The following is a 17505-nucleotide window of genomic DNA, read 5'->3' as shown; positions in this document are numbered from 1 at the left end:
ATTCCCACGCGGAGCGTGGGAACGATCGATCAGGCATCAACTCTCGGCAATCAACCAATCCATCTGCCAGCCACCTTGGGTCTGCCCCAACTTCTTGGACAACCACGGCAGCAACTCACGCAATTCCTCTTCCAGCCCCCACGGCGGATTCGCAATCGCCAACCCCGAGCCATTCAGACTGTTCGGCGTATCCAACGGATGCACCAGCAACTCGACGCGCAACAACTTCGGCGCACCTGTACCCGCCAGGTCCTGATAAAAACGACGCAACATGCGCTGGTCCTTCACCGGATACCAGATCGCCGCCACGGTTTGGCGCATCCGGCCAATCGCCTCTTTCAGAGACGCCGCGCAGCGCTGCATCTCATCTAGCTGCTCGAACGGCGGATCAATCAACATCACCGCTCGCTTCTCCTGCACCGGCAACATCGCACGCGGCACATGCCAGCCTTCACCCAGATGCACCTTCACCCGACGGTCGCCCGCCATGTTGTCCTTGAGCAACACACCGTCTTGCGGGTGTTTCTCGTTGAGCATCACCCGATCCTGCGGCCGCGTCAGACGCCGCGCCAACTCCGGCGACCCCGGGTAATAGCGCAACTGGCCATCCGGGTTCATGTCGTGCAGCACCTTCATGTAATCAGCGGTCAACGCCGGCAGATCCGGCTGATCCCACAAACGCGCAATACCTTCCAGGTACTCACCGGTACGGCTCGCCTGATCACCCTGCAGGTCATACAGACCAATGCCGGCGTGAGTGTCGAGATAGGCAAACGGCTGCTCCTTGCGCGACATCAAAGCGATGATGCGGGTCAAAGTCAGGTGTTTGAACACATCGGCGTGATTGCCGGCATGGAAGGCGTGACGATAATTCATGGCTGCTCCTGCGAAGGGCGGGAAGTTTACCTTGTACGGCGGCGAACGTCAGGACCTCACAGCCGAGCGGGCAAGCTGCCACACAACCTGTAGCAGCTGGCGAAGCCTGCGTCCGGCTGCGCAGCAGTCGTAAACCCTGCTTGCACGGTGTGTCTGAAAAATCGCGAGTGCTGATTTTACGACTGCTGCGCAGCCGGACGCAGGCTTCGCCAGCTGCTACAACTCGTGCGACTCAGCCAAAGTTGTTTGACTGAATCGCATCAGGGATAGCGTCCGGCGTTACTCCTAAGGCCGAGCCTTCAATTGTCGCCCTAACACATCCAGCACATCACACCCATCCCGCAACGGAATGGCACAGAGCAAAGCAAAATCACTAAGAATGAAGGACTGACACTCGATCGAACCGCGCATGGACAAGTTCTCCATCACTTGGGTGACGGCGCGAATTCGGTAGCTGGCAGCGTCATACAAAACATCCAGCGGCGCTTGGGCGTCGACGAACAGGGTTGGCATGTCGTCGCAATTGCTGGTGAGCGCCATGAAGCGGCTTTGGGGATGGGGGGTTGGTTTTTCGTAGGGTGGATCGGGGTGAAGACTTTTCATTTTTGAAACCTCTGGTAGTAAATGGTCGCTACCATCGGCCTTCCTACAGGCTTGGGTGGCAGCTATACGCGGGGTAGGAATATCGAGACCAGAGAACTCGACCACACCGAAGCGTGCCCGCGCACAGCCGCCGCAACTGATCTTACGGACGCATGTTGATGGCCGCAATTCAGGTGTCGACGCCGAAGCGTCCTCTCTAGTCTTGAAGGGTTCCTACACCCCGCCACTGAGTTTTCAGTGACCACCAGAGACTATCGGTGGAGACCATTTCACACCAGTTCATGGAAACCGCCGCGGATTGAAGGAAACTTCCGACGATCTTGCCCAGAAATTTCGCAGCCGTTGCCATCATGTGTGATCAAGTCGACTAGCCAGTCTATCAGCAATATGGCGTAGCCAAAGCTCACCTGATTCCCATGCATGCCAATAGCAGTAATAACAGCTCAACTCTTTCAGCAAGTAATCTCGTAACACAAACTCGTCTTTTCGCTGGCTAAGCAAAATATTGAGCTCATGCTGCACCACCAATAGATCATCAGGATCGGAGTCGGCTAAAAAAGCATCAATCACCTGCTCAGCGGTATCATGCTCGACTGCCCAATCTTGATGAAAATAAGCCCCAAAAAAATCGTGTAACTCAGGAAACTCTGTGTTCATATCTCTGGAAGCTTGCGAAAAATTGGACAGCTTTATGCATTCTCCTCACATCGATATCGGCATCCCTCCCTCATGGAAATACTAGCCCTCACCAAGTAGAACAGTCCTCCTGGCTCGCTTTATATAGATCATCAACCCACGCCTCGGATAACTTGAGGTACACATCTGCAAAAAACGCCCTCGGATTTTTCATTTCATTCCACCCAGGAGGGAGCAAGGAGGGTGACATCGGATCATGTTCCAAAACCTCAGAAAAAACACTCGAGTCACCATCAAGAGCCTCTCCCAACACAAAAAACAAAACAAACTTGTGCCGATAACTCAACGCAGCGAAGCGCTTGACAATAAACCGAGATATCAAAAATCCTCTATCTGAAGGACACTCAGGATCGTACGACGACAACTCAACCCCAAGACTCTCCTCGCGATCATATATATCGAACCCGCCGAGAAAATGTCCTAAGCTTGGATTATATTGAACATTCAGATATGGATGCATCAGCATTAGATTTTCTCTATTGGATAAAGCGCCAAAGGCTGTAATGTCTCGAAGTCAAACTTCATCTCAAAGGCATTCATCTGCGGAATGAAACGCGGATTTTCTGGGTCTAAAGGATTAGGCTCATATCCCTGGCCTACATTTTCAGCCTCCATTCTTACTACCAAATTTCCTTTACTATCCTCTCCAGTAAAACGAGACATTTTTCTAGTTTCCCTTGTCATCGCTTCATTATAAGCATTCAGCTGCGCGCTATAACTTATAAATTTAGAGCTTGGAACGGCTCTCCACCTCTTTCTTTCACCATAAAGTTCGCAGCTAGTGGTTTTTTTCTGAGCAGCAGCACATGAACTATCTGCCCGACTTTTATACATAGCTCGCACTATAGCAATCCATTTTCTAATAGCTATTAATAACGTCATTCTTCAAACACCGATCATAACAGAGCACAATAAAACACTAAAAATGTAAAGCAAAATACGGACAAAACGTGGACGAATTTATTTGCTGCCATTATCAATATTAACAACACCTTCGAAGCTGGCAGCAAAAATAAATCCGTCCCATTTGTTGATCCCTTTGTTGCAAACTTGTCTGTTCAGACATCAGACTGTCTCGTTCTGCAGGAATTAATTATTGTCATTTCCTTGTTTTTGATACCGCTTCAAACAATTAATGAGAACTGTCATAAACCGCCTTTGATCTTTAACATCATCATCAAAATACGTGTCCATCTTCGAAAAAACCTCATCAAAACTATTACCCACTTCTAAAAAGTAAGACAAAGTTTCGATTAATGAAATGCGCTCTTGCTCACTATAAATAAAAAATTCCGGGCGTAGCAAGGCGTCAAAAAGCTCAGCAAGTTCATTGTCATCATTCACATTCTTCGAAACAATAATCTCCTCCCGCTCCAAATCATGCGTATTTTCAATATCAAATACAAAAAGCAGACCTCGTATACTCCACAGTGTGTAGGGCTTATTCATCAGTCAAATTCCGTGTATGAAGTTTTAGCTTTACCATTTTTATCCAGTATGACGACCGCTCTAGTCTGCTGACCATACTGCAATCCCTCCCTTTTAAATCCTTCACCTATTTTTTTACCCATTTCAATAGGTTGTCGTGAAGCATCTATACCACTCTGCCTAAAAATTAACTGAGCACGTTGTATTGCATTAAATTGATCACGATGACTGAGAAAACGCGTCGCGGCAGAAGGAATGACGGGCTTGCCTTTTTTCTTTCCTTTCTCGTACCTTTCTATTTCGCCTGTCGTGGGATTTCTGCCTTCCTTCACCCGATCAAGCTGGGATTGCAGGGTTGTTTGAGCTCCATGTTTCTGCTGAAAATGGGCACCATCAATCGATTCTTCCATTTCCTTCAAGCGCCTATAAAAAACCGACTCTGATAACTCATCAATTCTTGCTCGTCGCTGCTCAACCGCCATTTTCGGCAGCGCAGGCTCCCCCTCATCAACCCTAGCGCCAGTCGTATCATCCGGCGCCCCACACCCAGGCTTATTCGGCGACGGGCAATTCCCGCTCAACCCCAACGGATCAACCCACCCCGTCGGGTTCGGCGTGTACTGGTACTGGTTCGGCCCACCCGCCAACTTGATCGGATCCGGCGTCAGATACCGGCCAACCTCCGGATCATAGTACCGATGCCGGTTGTAGTGCAGACCGCTCTCGGCATCGAAGTACTGCCCTTGAAACCGCAACGGTTGCTCGAGCTGCTCTCCCCCACCGAATGCAAGGCGAGTGACCTTGCCATAGGCGTTGTATTTCGCTGACCAGACGATTTCGCCACTGTAATCCGTCAGTTCCTGCGGCGTACCGAGGTGATCGAGTTGGTAGTAGAACGGGCACGCCTTGCGCGGGCCTTTGCCATCGAGCATGGCCAATGGGCGGAAAGTGCCCGGTTCGTAGACGTAGCTGCGGTAGTGCTCGCAGCTGCTTTCGGCGATGAGGTTGTCGCCTTTCCAGAAGAACTCGGTGGTGTTGCCGTCGACGGTTTTGCTGATGCGGCGGCCGAAGGCGTCGTAGCGGTAGCTGGCGCTGCGGCCGTCAGGGGTTGTGACGCCGACCAAGCGGCGCTGGCAGTCGTAGCGGTACTCGGTGATCAGTTTTTGCGCGGTGCCGCGGCGTTCGCGGATGAGGTTGCCGAAGGCGTCGTAGTCGTAATGGCGGTCGCCTTGCATCAGCAGGCGGTTACCTTTAACGATCGCGGCGCCGGGGCGGTCTTGCATCAGCAGGTTGCCCGCCGGGTCGTGGGCGAAGGCTTCTGGTGCGTCGTCGCGGGTGTGGCGGACGCGGGTCAGGCGGTTGAGCGGGTCGTATTGGTAATTGCGTTGGCCGTGACGGGTGTCGGCGATGCTGTCGAGATTGCCGTTGGTGCTGTAGGCATAGTCGCGGCGATACAGCGTTTGGTGCTGTTGACTGACAGCGTGGGCCTTCAATCGGCCCTGATCGTCGTAGGCATATTCGCTGAGCAGTTGCCCCTGCTGGCGTTGCTGTTCGCGGCCGAAGGCGAATTGGTGAGTGGTGAGTCGCGCGCCGTTGAGGTCGATGGCTGTCAGCGCGCCGCCCTTGGCGTGGTGGTAATCGAGTTTGCTGCCGTCCGGCAGGCGCAGGCGATTGAGTTGGCCGCAGGCGTCGTAGCCATAACGCAGCGTGCCCCAGCCCTGATGTTCGGTGATCAGGCGATCCTGCTGGTCGTACTCGAATTCCAGCGGATGGTCGTAGCCATCGTCGACGCTGACCAGTCGGCCGAGGCTGTCGTAGCGATATTCGACCTTGATGCCGTCGGGCAGGGTTTTGACCAGTAGGCGCCCGGCCGAATCCCGCTGATACGCCGTTACCAACCACGACCCGTCCTCGCCGAGCTCGGTTTTCTCCAGCAGCTGGCCGTTGAGGTCGTAGGTGTACGCCGTGCGTTGGCCGTCGAAGCCGGTTTCCTGTCGGATCAAGCCATTAGGCGTGTAGTCCAGGAAATATTTTTCACCGGATTCGTTTTCGATTTCCGTGAGTAACAGCTGGGCGTTGTCGTAGCGGTACTTCAGCTGGGTGCCGTCGGGATTGATCCGGCGGCTGACCAGGTGCAGGTCGTCGACGTATTCGTACCGGGTGACGCGGCCCAGTTCATCCCGTTCGGCGGTGATCTTGCCGTAGGCGTTGTAGCTGAACGCGCGGCTCGCGCCGGTGGGAAGCGTCGTCTGGATCAGTCGTCCAACGGCATCCCATTGGTACTGGGTGATGGCACCGTATTCGTCCTGCCGGGTAATCTGCCGCCCCAGCGCGTCGTAGGAAAACCGCCGCTGGCCACCGTCCGGCAAGGTCTCTTCGAGCAGTTGCCCCAAGCCATTCCAGACGAACACCTGCCGACTGTTGTCCGGATATCGGATCGACAGCAGCAACCCTTTTTCGTCGTAGTGATAGTGGCTGACATGGCCGTCAGGATCGGTCGCTTCGGTGATATCGCCTTGCGCATTGCGCAGATATTTCCACACCGCTTTGCCGCGAAACCGTGCGTGCAGGAAACCGTGGCGGTACTCGTAGGCCGTCGGTTCGTCTTCCGGCGGAATCAGCGCAACCAATCGTCCGACCTCGTCGTAACGGTATTCGGTGACGGCGCCGAGCGGATCCTGCTCGGCAATCAGCCGACCGTTGTCGTCGTAGGCCTTGAGGTGTTCGCCGCCGTCCAGCTCAACCTTGCGCACCAGCCGCGCCCGGTCGTCGTGGACGTAAACCTCTTCACTGCCATCGATGTTCTGGACGGTGACACTGCCCTCGTCATCCCAGACGTAACGCGTATCCATCTGCGAAAACGACGCCCAATGGCGGACACATCGGGCCGCCTTGCCGGACCGTTCCCATTCCCAGAAGAAACTCGCCCCACCGGCCAACTGCCGCTGCAGGATGACGTGCTGATCGTCGTAGTCGTAGCGCTCGCTTTCGCCGACGGCATTGGTCGCCTCGATCAAGCGATGACGAGCGTCGTAGCGGTAGGCAACCAGCGTCTGTTCGGTGTGCCAGGCCTCGTCGAGGGTGTCGGCCGGATGAAAGCGCTGATACTCCACGGCGACCAAATGGCTGCGGTCATAGCGCAATCGCAAGGCACGGCCGGCGCCGTTGTCGAGGCGTTTGATGCGGTCTTGTCGGTCGCGGGTGATGCGCAGGCGGTTGTCGTAAGCGTCGCTGATCGCCGTCAACCGACCGTTATGAAAGTGATAGAACCGCGCGTCGTCGCCAGACTGGGCGAGGATCAGTTCTTCGGGTTCATCGCCGAGATAAATCGCCGCCCGCGACAGGCTGTTATGGATCGCCGGACGTTCACTGTTTGGCAGCGGGAACGTGGTGCGCCGGTTTTCGTGGTCGATCCAGATGACGGAGTCGCCGTCGAGTTCCAGTCGATGGGCGAGGCTGTGACTCCAGCCGAATCCGAGGCCGATATCGATCTCGGCGGCGCTAGTACGATAGAGCCGGGTGAAATCGAACGGCAGGATGCCGTCCAGCGCACCGTCGGTCAGGGTCAGCAGTTCTTCGCCGGTGACCATCGATACCGGGCAGTTGTTTGTGCAGGTCAGCGGCACGCAATCGGCGCTGTCGCCGTTGGGGTTTTTCGCCTGCGCTGAGGCGTCGTCGTGGTGTTCGTCTTTCTTCAGTGATGCGTTGCGACGTGCACTCCAGTTCAACTGCATCCGGCCTTTTTTCATGCCGGCAGCGATGCCCCTCGCGGCGACTTTTTTGTAGCGGTCGACGTAGCTGATGAAGCCATTGATGATCGTGAAAATCGCTTTGACGAGACGCAGAACAGCACTGAGCAACTGCGCGGCTCGATCAGCCAGACGCATCGTCAAGTAGGCAATCCCTGCACCCGCACCGATAAACGTCAGAACGATGCCAATCAGGATGTCGATCAACAGCTGAACTACCATCGTCGACACGGCTTCGGCGGTTTTACCGGCGATCTCCCCGGGCGGCAGCATGTCCAACCAGAGGCTGGCGGTGCGTAACAGTAGGCACAGCGCCGCTTCGTCACTGGCCAGCAGTTGGGCTTTTTCCATGACATCCGGAGCGGTTTCCGCGAGGTTCTTCAGCGCTGTGGCGCTCTCACCCAACCGCTCACCAAACTTCCCCGGATCCTTGAGGATGTCCGAAAGCAGGCCGATGCCGTCCCACACGCCCTCGATTGCCGCCCAACTTCCCGCGAGCATTCCATTGCCTACAGCAGCCGAAGAAGATTCCGACCACTTCGGCTTGAATGTCTTCCATTCATCACGCAGCCATTTTTCAAGTTCTTTCGTCAGGCCGTTGTAGGAAGAGAAAAGATCTTCAACTTGCTGCGGTGTGACTTCGTTGTGGACGTGAATGCGGTAGAACTTGCCCTCGTCCCCCTTGAACTTCCCTTTGCCATTTTCATCAAGCGTGACAAGCGCCGTTTCGCCGCTCTCAAGCGCAATCACATCAACCTGAATATTCCCCACGGGAATGTCATAAACCGATTCAAACTTGCTCTCGATCTCTAGCTCTCCGCCCTTCGGGCATTGCACCACGGAGGAGAAAAAATCGTCGTCGCCACTGCTCACCGCAGTGCTGGCATTGCCGAACCTTATGATCCGCTCCATGCCCATCAGCGAAGGCAAATCAGCGGCGCGGCTGGCCTTGTCCGCCGCTTGGCTGAACCAGTGCTTCAACTGTTCGCGGTAAAGGGAAAGGGTGTTTGGGAAACTGTCGAGCTCCTGCTCGATCCGTACGATCTGATCCATCAGTTCAGCTCCGCCATCAGGTAGTCCGCCAAGGCTGTTTTGGCTGCTTGCGGCAGGTCCGGTGTCTCAAGAAAGATCGCGACCTTGTGGCGCAAAACGCTTTCGGAAAACGCCTCATAGAGATCAGGGCGGTCTTCACTCAACCACTTCAGCAAGTTGTTGATGCGGGTTGTCGCGGACTCCGAGGCGAGGTGTTGAAGCAGCGATTCAGAAACCTCCCACCACGGAAACAAGCGGGAGGTTTTCAGCGCACTGCCACCGATGGCGAGCGGCTGGCCATTGATCAAAACGCGGTCAATCACAGGCATTAACTGCGTGGTGTTAACGTCGATGGACTGAAGAATCGGCAGTAAATATCGCCCATCCCAGAACCGAAAAAACACCGCGTTGCCGTTGGGTAAAAGAACTTGAGTGAGGCTGCGAAGATGCTCGACCAGCACGCTTTGAGAGACGGAAGCCACCGCCAGCCAACCCCAATCACGAGACTCGGTTGTGGCAACCCACTCCAGAAACTCACTGCCAGCAGCGACGATTCCGACATAGGGCATTACCGGTTCCCACTCGGCGTAAGTGGTGCCGGCCCAGATCGGACTGGGTGCTTGAGCCGTGATCGAACGCTGCCAGGCTTTGAACGGTTCAGCGCCACTCGCATTGCTGAAAACCGCGAACAACTGCTCGGAGGGTTTGAGTGGTTGGCGATCCAACCAGGCGTGGGGTGACAAGGCATCAGGCTGCACAGACACCCTCCTTGCAACGCTCGCATTCCTCACAGAACGGCGCGTCGCTTTTCAGGCTCAGAATCTGTGCGGCACTCAGCAACGCCGCCGGGGCAGCGGCAAGTGTCAACGGCACATCTGGAGAAGTCGGCGCAGCCGCCATGGCCGGCATCAACGCGCCCCCCACCTGAATCGGCACGCTGCTGAAGATCCCGCCCGGCCCAATGTTGATCCACTGCCCGCCCGCTTGAATCGTCGCGCTGGCACCGCCGTCGATCACCACTTGCTGGCCGGCGCTGACATGGAATTGCTGACTGGCATTCAGCGCCTGACTGGCCACTCGAATGTGTCGGTCACCGACCACTACCAGGTGATCATCCAGTTTCACTTCGGTCTGGCGCTGGCCATGGGTGATGCGTTGCTCGTCGGCCTTCAGCTCATGGCGAGCGGTGCCGGTGACCACAATGCTGCGGGCGTTATCGACCTGTACCTGTTGATCATTCAGTACGTGCTGAGTCCAGTTTCGCTGGGCGCGCAGGTAGATTTCCTCGGCACCTTTGCGATCCTCGATGCGCAATTCGTTGTAACCGCCGCCACCGGGACTGCTCTGGCTGCGGAAAATGCTGCGGGTTTTGTCAGCGGGTAGATCGAGCGGCACCGGGGTTGCGGCGTTGGGCAGGCAACCCATCACCAACGGTTTATCGGCATCGGCATCGACAAATCCCACCAGCACTTCCATGCCGACTCGCGGGATCATCACGCTGCCATAACGGTCATGGGCCCAGCCGGTGGCGACGCGCAGCCAGCAACTGGAGTGTTCATCGAGCTGACCGTCACGGTCCCAGGCGAGCTGAACCTTGACCCGACCGAACTCGTCGCAATGGATTTCGCTGTCAGTCGGGCCGGTGACCACCGCAGGTTGATAGCCGAGCATGCGTGGTTTTTCCGGCCCGAGTGGAGGGCGAAACGAAACGTCCCACGGTGTTGCCAGAAAGGTATTGCGATAACCCTGGAAATCATCCGGACTGTCGCTGGTAGCCGACTCTTCCAGCACTTGCGGCTGGCGGCCACGGTGCTCGATTTCGGTGATCAACCACAGGTCATTCCATGCCTGACGCGGATGCTCGGCCAGGTGTAGGAAATGCCCGCTGACCAAAGCCGATTCGTCGCCACGACCTTCGGCCTGACGGAAGTCGGCGTTGTGGCGTTCGAGTGCTCGTTGGGCCAGATGCTTGCCGTGTTCGCGGTCAGTGAACTGGCCCGGGAAGTGGTAATCCTCGAGCACCGGTCGCAGCTCACTGTCGAGGCTGCTTTCAAGTTGCAGGCGAGGTTTTTTGAAGTCGTAGTCGCGACGGGTTACCGCTGTCGTCCGGGTTTCCAGTCGCACGTTGAAACGTTTGATGGCCGGCGCATCCGCCGCCATTCCGCTGCCCGGCAGGTATAGCGTCGACTCGGGCAGACGAGGGAAAACCGTCTGGTCATCACCAAATACCAGCAGGTGCCCGTCGAGGCTGTGCTGAAAGTGGTAGTGAATGCCGAGCTCGGCACACAGCCGCTGGATGAACGCCAGATCGCTTTCGGCGTATTGCACGCAGTACTCGCGCTCTGGGTAGTCGCTGCCTATCCGAAACTCGAAAGCATCGCGCTGGATGCCGTGGTCCTTGAGGATTTGCGCGACGATCGTCGGCACGCTTTTGTGCTGGAAAATTCGCTGATTGATGCGCTGACCGAGATAGGCCAGACGCGGCACGAGGCTGATTTGGTAGCCCGTCAGGCGTTGTCCGGAATCACTTTGGCCAACGCGAAAAATCTGACCATGAATGCCGGAACCCTGCGCATCAAAACTCAGAAATGCCTGACGATGCAGCAGGCTTTCGAGTTCGATGTCCGGCCGCTCGCTGACCAGTTCCAGGTCAAAACGGTAGGGCTGGCTGATGGCTTCCGTGCCCGAGAACTCAAGTACCTTGAGTTCATTCTGGACGCCGTCGATCGTCAACGTGAAACGCGGTTGATTGGCAGGAGCGAACATCCGATGTGTCTCTGCAGAATGAAGGCGGGCGATTCTGCATGAGCGACAAGGGGTGTTGATGGAGGGACAGGGAAATCAGATTTGCCCTACTTTTTTAGAGATTTTTCCTTCAAAAATTGGGATAGAAAACTACAGACATACCCGTCAGATGGGTCGTACAGACAAAAAAACGGCGCGCATCCATAAGGAAGCGGGCCGTTTTCATGTTCGGCGAAAGGTCAGAGCATCAGCTCATCCCGATCACTTGTTCAGGCGGAAATCTGCCTCGGCAGCGGCGAAGCGCTGAAGCATGCCTTTAGTAGGCTCGCCCAGTTTGCTGACGATATAGATCGCCAGGCTGGCGAAGATGAAGCCAGGGATGATTTCGTACAGGCCCAGCAGTTCGAAGTGTTTCCACACGATCACAGTAATCGCGCCGACCAGGATGCCGGCCAGTGCGCCGTCACGGGTCATGTCTTTCCAGATCACGGAGATCAGGACAACCGGACCGAAAGCAGCGCCGAAACCGGCCCAAGCGTAACTGACCAGACCCAGAACACGGTTTTCCGGGTTAGCGGCCAGAGCGATAGCGATCAAGGCAACCAGCAGCACCATGGCACGACCGACCCAGACCAACTCGACCTGGGAAGCGGTTTTACGCAGGAAGGTTTTGTAGAAGTCTTCGGTCAGGGCGCTCGAGCAAACCAGCAATTGGCAGCTCAGGGTGCTCATCACAGCAGCCAGAATGGCCGACAGCAAGATACCGGCGATCCATGGGTTGAACAGGATTTTGGCCAGTTCGATGAACACACGTTCGTGGTTTTCGCTCACGGGCATTGCCACGGCAGGGTTAGCCGAGAAGTAGGCAATACCGAAGAAGCCTACAGCCACGGTGCCGCCCAGGCACAGGATCATCCAGGTCATGGAGATGCGGCGAGCGTTAGCGATCGACTTGACCGAATCCGCCGCCATGAAACGCGCCAGGATGTGCGGCTGACCGAAGTAGCCCAGGCCCCAGCCCATCAGCGAGATCACGCCGATGAAGGTGGTGTTTTTCAGCATGTCGAAGTTGCTTGGATCTTGTGCTTCGATCGCCAGGAACGTGGTGTCGATGCCGCCAGTAGCCAGCAGCACGATGATCGGCGTCAGCAACAGGGCGAAGATCATCAGGGTGGCTTGTACGGTGTCAGTCCAGCTCACTGCCAGGAAACCACCGACGAAGGTGTAGGCAATCGTCGCCGCAGCGCCAGCCCACAGTGCAGTCTCGTAGGACATGCCGAAGGTACTTTCAAACAGACGGGCGCCGGCCACGATGCCGGAAGCGCAGTAGATGGTGAAGAACACCAGGATCACGACCGCGGAGATGATCCGCAGTAGGCCGCTTTTGTCTTCGAAACGGCTGGAGAAGTAATCCGGCAGGGTCAGCGCATCGCCATTGTGCTCGGTCTGCACACGCAGACGGCCGGCGACGAACAGCCAGTTCAGGTAAGCACCGACGATCAGGCCGATGGCGATCCAGCTTTCGGACAGACCGGACATGTAGATGGCGCCCGGCAGGCCCATCAACAACCAGCCGCTCATGTCGGAGGCGCCGGCGGACAATGCAGTCACGACGCTGCCCAGGCTGCGACCGCCCAGAATGTAGTCAGAAAGGTTGTTGGTGGAGCGATAGGCCATGAAGCCGATCAGCACCATTGCTGCGATGTAGATCACGAACGTGATCAGTGTTGGATTACTTACGCTCATTAAGTGATGCCCTGGCTTTGTTTTTATGTAGCGGCAGAGTGTGAAACCGCCGACAAACGACAACGTTTGATCAGACGATCTCTGGGCCCGCGCATTTATGACTGATGTTTCCCCAGGAAAGCCATCAGCCGGTGCACCTGTCTTTTTTGACCGGTTGCACCTTGGGCGCGAATGCTATTCAACAAAGTAAATAAGGTGCAACCAGTTTCTTGAGAATAAGTTGCACCTAGTCGGATTTACCTGAAAAAACCCCGTTTTTGCTCCCTTTTAGCGCAGTCCTTTCGGTTTACTAGAAGCAAAAGCACCAAGCAGGAGCGGTACGTTCGTACCGGAATTTATTTCCTGACGAGCTGCGTATTATTCCGACAAAAAAAGGGTTGCACCCGGTTGCACCTCGACGGTTGCACGGCTAATCTTGCCGCCAGCTGATGCCACGCGGTTGTGGCAAACATGAGGATAAAAATATGGCTACCACCACCCTTGGGGTCAAACTTGACGACCCGACCCGCGAGCGCCTCAAGGCTGCCGCGACCTCGATTGATCGCACGCCGCACTGGCTGATCAAGCAGGCAATTTTCAATTACCTGGAAAAACTCGAGGGTGGTGCAACCCTGACCGAGCTGAGCGGTTTGATCAGCAAAGACGCTGACGACGCTGGCGAAGTCCACGCTGACCACGCGCACCAGTGCTTCCTGGAGTTCGCTGAAAGCATCCTGCCGCAATCGGTGCTGCGCGCTTCGATCACCGCCGCTTACCGTCGCCCTGAGCCGGAAGTGGTGCCGATGCTGATCGAGCAGGCTCGCCTGCCGATCGCCATGGCCGAAGCCACCAACAAGCTCGCCGCCTCGATTGCCGAAAAACTGCGCAATCAAAAGAGCGCCGGCGGCCGTGCCGGGATTGTTCAGGGCCTGTTGCAGGAATTTTCTCTGTCGTCCCAGGAAGGCGTGGCGCTGATGTGCCTGGCCGAAGCGCTGCTGCGCATCCCGGACAAAGGCACCCGTGACGCACTGATCCGCGACAAGATCAGCACCGGCAACTGGCACCCGCACTTGGGCAATAGCCCGTCGCTGTTCGTCAACGCCGCCACCTGGGGCTTGCTGCTGACCGGCAAACTGGTCGCCACCCATAATGAAGCGGGCCTGACTTCGTCCCTGAGCCGCATCATCGGCAAGAGCGGCGAGCCGATGATCCGCAAGGGCGTCGACATGGCCATGCGCCTGATGGGCGAGCAGTTCGTGACCGGCGAAACCATCGCCGAAGCCCTGGCCAACGCCAGCAAGTTCGAAGCCAAAGGCTTCCGCTATTCCTACGACATGCTGGGTGAAGCAGCACTCACCGAACACGATGCACAGAAGTACCTGGCCTCGTACGAACAAGCCATCCACTCGATCGGCAAAGCGTCCCACGGTCGTGGGATTTATGAAGGCCCGGGCATTTCGATCAAGCTCTCGGCACTGCACCCGCGTTACAGCCGTGCGCAGTACGAGCGCGTGATGGACGAGTTGTATCCGCGCCTGCTGTCGCTGACCCTGCTGGCCAAGCAATACGACATCGGCCTGAACATCGATGCCGAAGAAGCTGACCGCCTCGAGCTGTCGCTGGATCTGCTGGAGCGTCTGTGCTTCGAGCCGCAACTGACCGGCTGGAACGGTATCGGTTTCGTGATCCAGGCTTATCAGAAGCGTTGCCCGTATGTGATCGACTACGTGATCGATCTGGCTCGTCGCAGCCGTCATCGCCTGATGATCCGTCTGGTAAAAGGCGCGTACTGGGACAGCGAAATCAAGCGCGCCCAGGTCGAAGGCCTGGAAGGCTATCCGGTCTACACCCGCAAGGTGTACACCGACGTTTCCTACATCGCCTGCGCCCGCAAACTGCTGTCGGTGCCGGAAGTCATCTACCCGCAATTCGCTACGCACAACGCCCACACCCTGTCGGCCATCTACCACATCGCCGGTCAGAACTATTACCCCGGCCAGTACGAGTTCCAGTGCCTGCACGGCATGGGCGAACCGTTGTACGAACAGGTTGTAGGCAAAGTTTCCGAAGGCAAGCTGAACCGTCCGTGCCGCGTGTACGCACCGGTCGGTACTCACGAAACACTGCTGGCGTACCTGGTACGTCGTCTGCTGGAAAACGGTGCGAACACCTCGTTCGTCAACCGCATCGCCGACCAATCTATTTCGATCCAGGAGCTGGTGGCCGATCCAGTGGCCAGCATCGAGCAGATGGCGACGCTGGAAGGCGGCTTCGGCCTGCCGCACCCGCGTATTCCGCTGCCGCGTGATCTTTATGGTGCCGAGCGCGCCAACTCCAGCGGCATCGACATGGCCAACGAACATCGTCTGGCTTCGCTGTCCTGCGCCTTGCTGGCAACCGCTCATAACCACTGGAAAGCCGCGCCGATGCTCGGTTGCACCTCCAGCACTGAAACCCCTGCGCCAGTCCTGAACCCGTCCGATCTGCGTGACGTGGTTGGCTATGTACAGGAAGCGACCGTCGAAGACGTCGACAACGCGATCCAGTGCGCCCTGAATGCTGCGCCGATCTGGCAGGCCACCCCGCCCGCCGAACGCGCCGCGATTCTGGAACGTGCAGCCGATTTGATGGAAGGCGAGATCCAGCCGCTGATGGGCCTGCTGGCTCGCGAAGCCGGCAAGACCTTCGCCAACGCCATCGCCGAAGTGCGTGAAGCCGTGGACTTCCTGCGTTACTACGCGGTGCAGGCGCGCAACGATTTCACCAACGACGCCCACCGCCCATTGGGTCCGGTGGTCTGCATCAGCCCGTGGAACTTCCCGCTGGCGATTTTCAGTGGTCAAGTCGCTGCTGCATTGGCCGCCGGTAACCCGGTACTGGCCAAACCTGCGGAACAAACCCCGCTGGTAGCCGCTCAAGCCGTGCGTTTGCTGCTCGAAGCCGGGATTCCGGAAGGCGTGCTGCAACTATTGCCGGGCCGTGGCGAAACCGTCGGCGCCCGTCTGGTCGGTGACGATCGGGTCAAAGGCGTGATGTTCACCGGTTCCACCGAAGTCGCTCGTTTGCTGCAACGCAATGTCGCGGGTCGCCTGGATGCTCAAGGTCGCCCGATTCCGCTGATCGCCGAAACCGGTGGCCAGAACGCGATGATCGTCGACTCCTCGGCATTGACTGAACAAGTCGTGATCGATGTCGTATCGTCGGCCTTCGACAGTGCTGGTCAACGTTGCTCGGCACTGCGTGTGCTGTGCCTGCAGGAAGATTCCGCTGACCGTGTCATCGAAATGCTTAAAGGTGCCATGGCTGAATGCCGTCTCGGCAACCCGGAACGCCTGTCCGTGGACATCGGCCCGGTGATCGACGCCGAAGCCAAGGCCGGTATCGAGAAGCACATTCAGGGCATGCGTGACAAAGGTCGCAGCGTGTATCAGGTGGCAATCGCCAACACCGAAGAAGTCAAACGCGGCACCTTCGTGATGCCGACCCTGATCGAACTGGAAAGCTTCGACGAACTGCAACGGGAGATCTTCGGTCCGGTGCTGCACGTGGTTCGCTACAAGCGCAAAGACATCGATCAACTGATCGGTCAGATCAACGCTTCTGGCTACGGCCTGACCTTGGGTGTGCACACTCGCATCGACGAGACAATCGCCAAGGTGATCGACAACGTCAACGCCGGTAACGTCTACGTGAACCGCAACATCGTGGGTGCTGTGGTCGGCGTGCAACCGTTCGGTGGCGAAGGTCTGTCGGGTACCGGCCCGAAAGCCGGTGGTCCGTTGTACCTGTACCGCCTGCTGTCGACGCGTCCTACCGATGCGATCGAACAATCCTTCGCTCGCGGTGATGCCATCGCGGCACCGGACGTTCGTCTGCGTGATGCCATGAGCAAACCGCTGAAGGCTCTGCAAGCCTGGGCTGACAGCAACAAGTTCTCCGACCTGAGCGCCCTGTGCGTGCAGTTCGCGGCGCAATCGCAAAGCGGGATCACCCGTGTGCTGGCTGGCCCGACCGGTGAGCGCAACAGCTACGCCATCCTGCCGCGTGAACACGTGCTGTGTCTGGCGGAAGTCGAAGGCGATCTGCTGACGCAACTGGCGGCGGTATTGGCTGTAGGCGGTTCGGCGGTATGGCCGGAAGCTGAATTGACCAAGGCGTTGTTCGCACGTCTGCCGAAGGAAGTTCAGACGAAGATCAAGCTGGTTTCCGACTGGAGCAAGGACGAAGTGCTGTTTGATGCGGTTCTGCATCACGGCCATTCCGATCAGCTGCGTGCGGTCTGCCAGCAAGTGGCCAAGCGTGCCGGTGCGATCGTTGGGGTTCATGGTTTGTCGCAAGGTGAGACCAACATTGCGCTGGAGCGTCTGGTGATCGAGCGGGCATTGAGCGTTAACACTGCTGCGGCGGGTGGTAATGCGAGCTTGATGACTATCGGCTAAACCCGATCAACCGGGCACCTGCAATGGTGTCTGGCTTAGCAATAATCCCTGTGGGAGCGAGCTTGCTCGCGATAGCGGTCTGTCAGTCACATCAGTTTTGGATGTGCCGCCGCCATCGCGAGCAAGCTCGCTCCCACATTTGTTTTGTGGCACCTGCTAAGTCGCTGCGCTGCTCCACCATCACGCTCATCAATCATCCTGTTCACCCCGCC

The 17505-nt window shown here is 57.0% G+C and carries 11 protein-coding genes; 1 reads left to right on the top strand and 10 read right to left on the bottom strand.

The features are described from left to right. Positions 1-36: 36 nt before the first annotated feature. The 10 genes from ACMXYI_RS09175 to putP all read right to left on the bottom strand — a co-directional run bounded on the left by ACMXYI_RS09175 (position 37) and on the right by putP (position 12875). Complete coding sequence (locus ACMXYI_RS09175) at positions 37-876, bottom strand: 23S rRNA (adenine(2030)-N(6))-methyltransferase RlmJ (protein WP_415772941.1); 840 nt, start codon at positions 874-876, stop codon at positions 37-39. Positions 877-1161: 285 nt separating this feature from the next. Further along, a complete protein-coding gene (locus tag ACMXYI_RS09170; protein WP_415772939.1) occupies positions 1162-1479 on the bottom strand; it encodes a hypothetical protein in 318 nt (105 codons plus the stop codon). Positions 1480-1827: 348 nt separating this feature from the next. After that, positions 1828-2136, bottom strand: a complete 309-nt coding sequence (locus ACMXYI_RS09165) for a contact-dependent growth inhibition system immunity protein (RefSeq protein WP_415772937.1) — start codon at positions 2134-2136, stop codon at positions 1828-1830. An 88-nt stretch (positions 2137-2224) separates the two neighbouring features. Next, positions 2225-2641 carry a hypothetical protein gene (locus ACMXYI_RS09160; RefSeq protein WP_415772936.1) on the bottom strand — a complete coding sequence of 139 codons (417 nt, stop codon included), beginning with the start codon at positions 2639-2641 and terminating at the stop codon, positions 2225-2227. Next, positions 2641-3057: a hypothetical protein gene (locus tag ACMXYI_RS09155; RefSeq protein ID WP_415772934.1), complete on the bottom strand. Its 417-nt coding sequence runs from the start codon at positions 3055-3057 to the stop codon at positions 2641-2643. The genes ACMXYI_RS09160 and ACMXYI_RS09155 overlap by 1 nt, the downstream gene beginning before the upstream one ends. Positions 3058-3264: 207 nt before the next feature. Next, complete coding sequence (locus tag ACMXYI_RS09150) at positions 3265-3624, bottom strand: hypothetical protein (protein WP_415772933.1); 360 nt, start codon at positions 3622-3624, stop codon at positions 3265-3267. Beyond that, the gene (locus ACMXYI_RS09145) at positions 3624-8405 is read right to left on the bottom strand and encodes an RHS repeat-associated core domain-containing protein (protein ID WP_415772931.1); all 4782 of its coding nucleotides are present in this window, start codon (positions 8403-8405) and stop codon (positions 3624-3626) included. The genes ACMXYI_RS09150 and ACMXYI_RS09145 overlap by 1 nt, the downstream gene beginning before the upstream one ends. Further along, positions 8405-9142 carry a DUF4123 domain-containing protein gene (locus tag ACMXYI_RS09140; RefSeq protein WP_415772929.1) on the bottom strand — a complete coding sequence of 246 codons (738 nt, stop codon included), beginning with the start codon at positions 9140-9142 and terminating at the stop codon, positions 8405-8407. The genes ACMXYI_RS09145 and ACMXYI_RS09140 overlap by 1 nt, the downstream gene beginning before the upstream one ends. Next, on the bottom strand, positions 9132-11150 hold the full coding sequence (locus tag ACMXYI_RS09135; RefSeq protein WP_415772927.1) for a type VI secretion system tip protein VgrG: 2019 nt from the start codon (positions 11148-11150) through the stop codon (positions 9132-9134). The genes ACMXYI_RS09140 and ACMXYI_RS09135 overlap by 11 nt, the downstream gene beginning before the upstream one ends. Before the next feature lie 240 nt (positions 11151-11390). Further along, positions 11391-12875, bottom strand: a complete 1485-nt coding sequence (putP, locus tag ACMXYI_RS09130) for a sodium/proline symporter PutP (protein WP_415772925.1) — start codon at positions 12873-12875, stop codon at positions 11391-11393. Positions 12876-13339: 464 nt separating this feature from the next. Between putP and putA the strand changes: the two genes are divergently transcribed. Next, positions 13340-17293, top strand: a complete 3954-nt coding sequence (gene putA, locus ACMXYI_RS09125; RefSeq protein ID WP_415772923.1) for a trifunctional transcriptional regulator/proline dehydrogenase/L-glutamate gamma-semialdehyde dehydrogenase — start codon at positions 13340-13342, stop codon at positions 17291-17293. Positions 17294-17505: the final 212 nt, after the last annotated feature.

The sequence above is a fragment of the Pseudomonas lyxosi genome (assembly GCF_047758685.1).
In the GTDB taxonomy this organism is placed as follows: domain Bacteria; phylum Pseudomonadota; class Gammaproteobacteria; order Pseudomonadales; family Pseudomonadaceae; genus Aquipseudomonas; species Aquipseudomonas lyxosi.
Note: the sequence above shows the minus strand (reverse complement) of the source record. Positions and strands in the feature narration are given on the sequence as shown.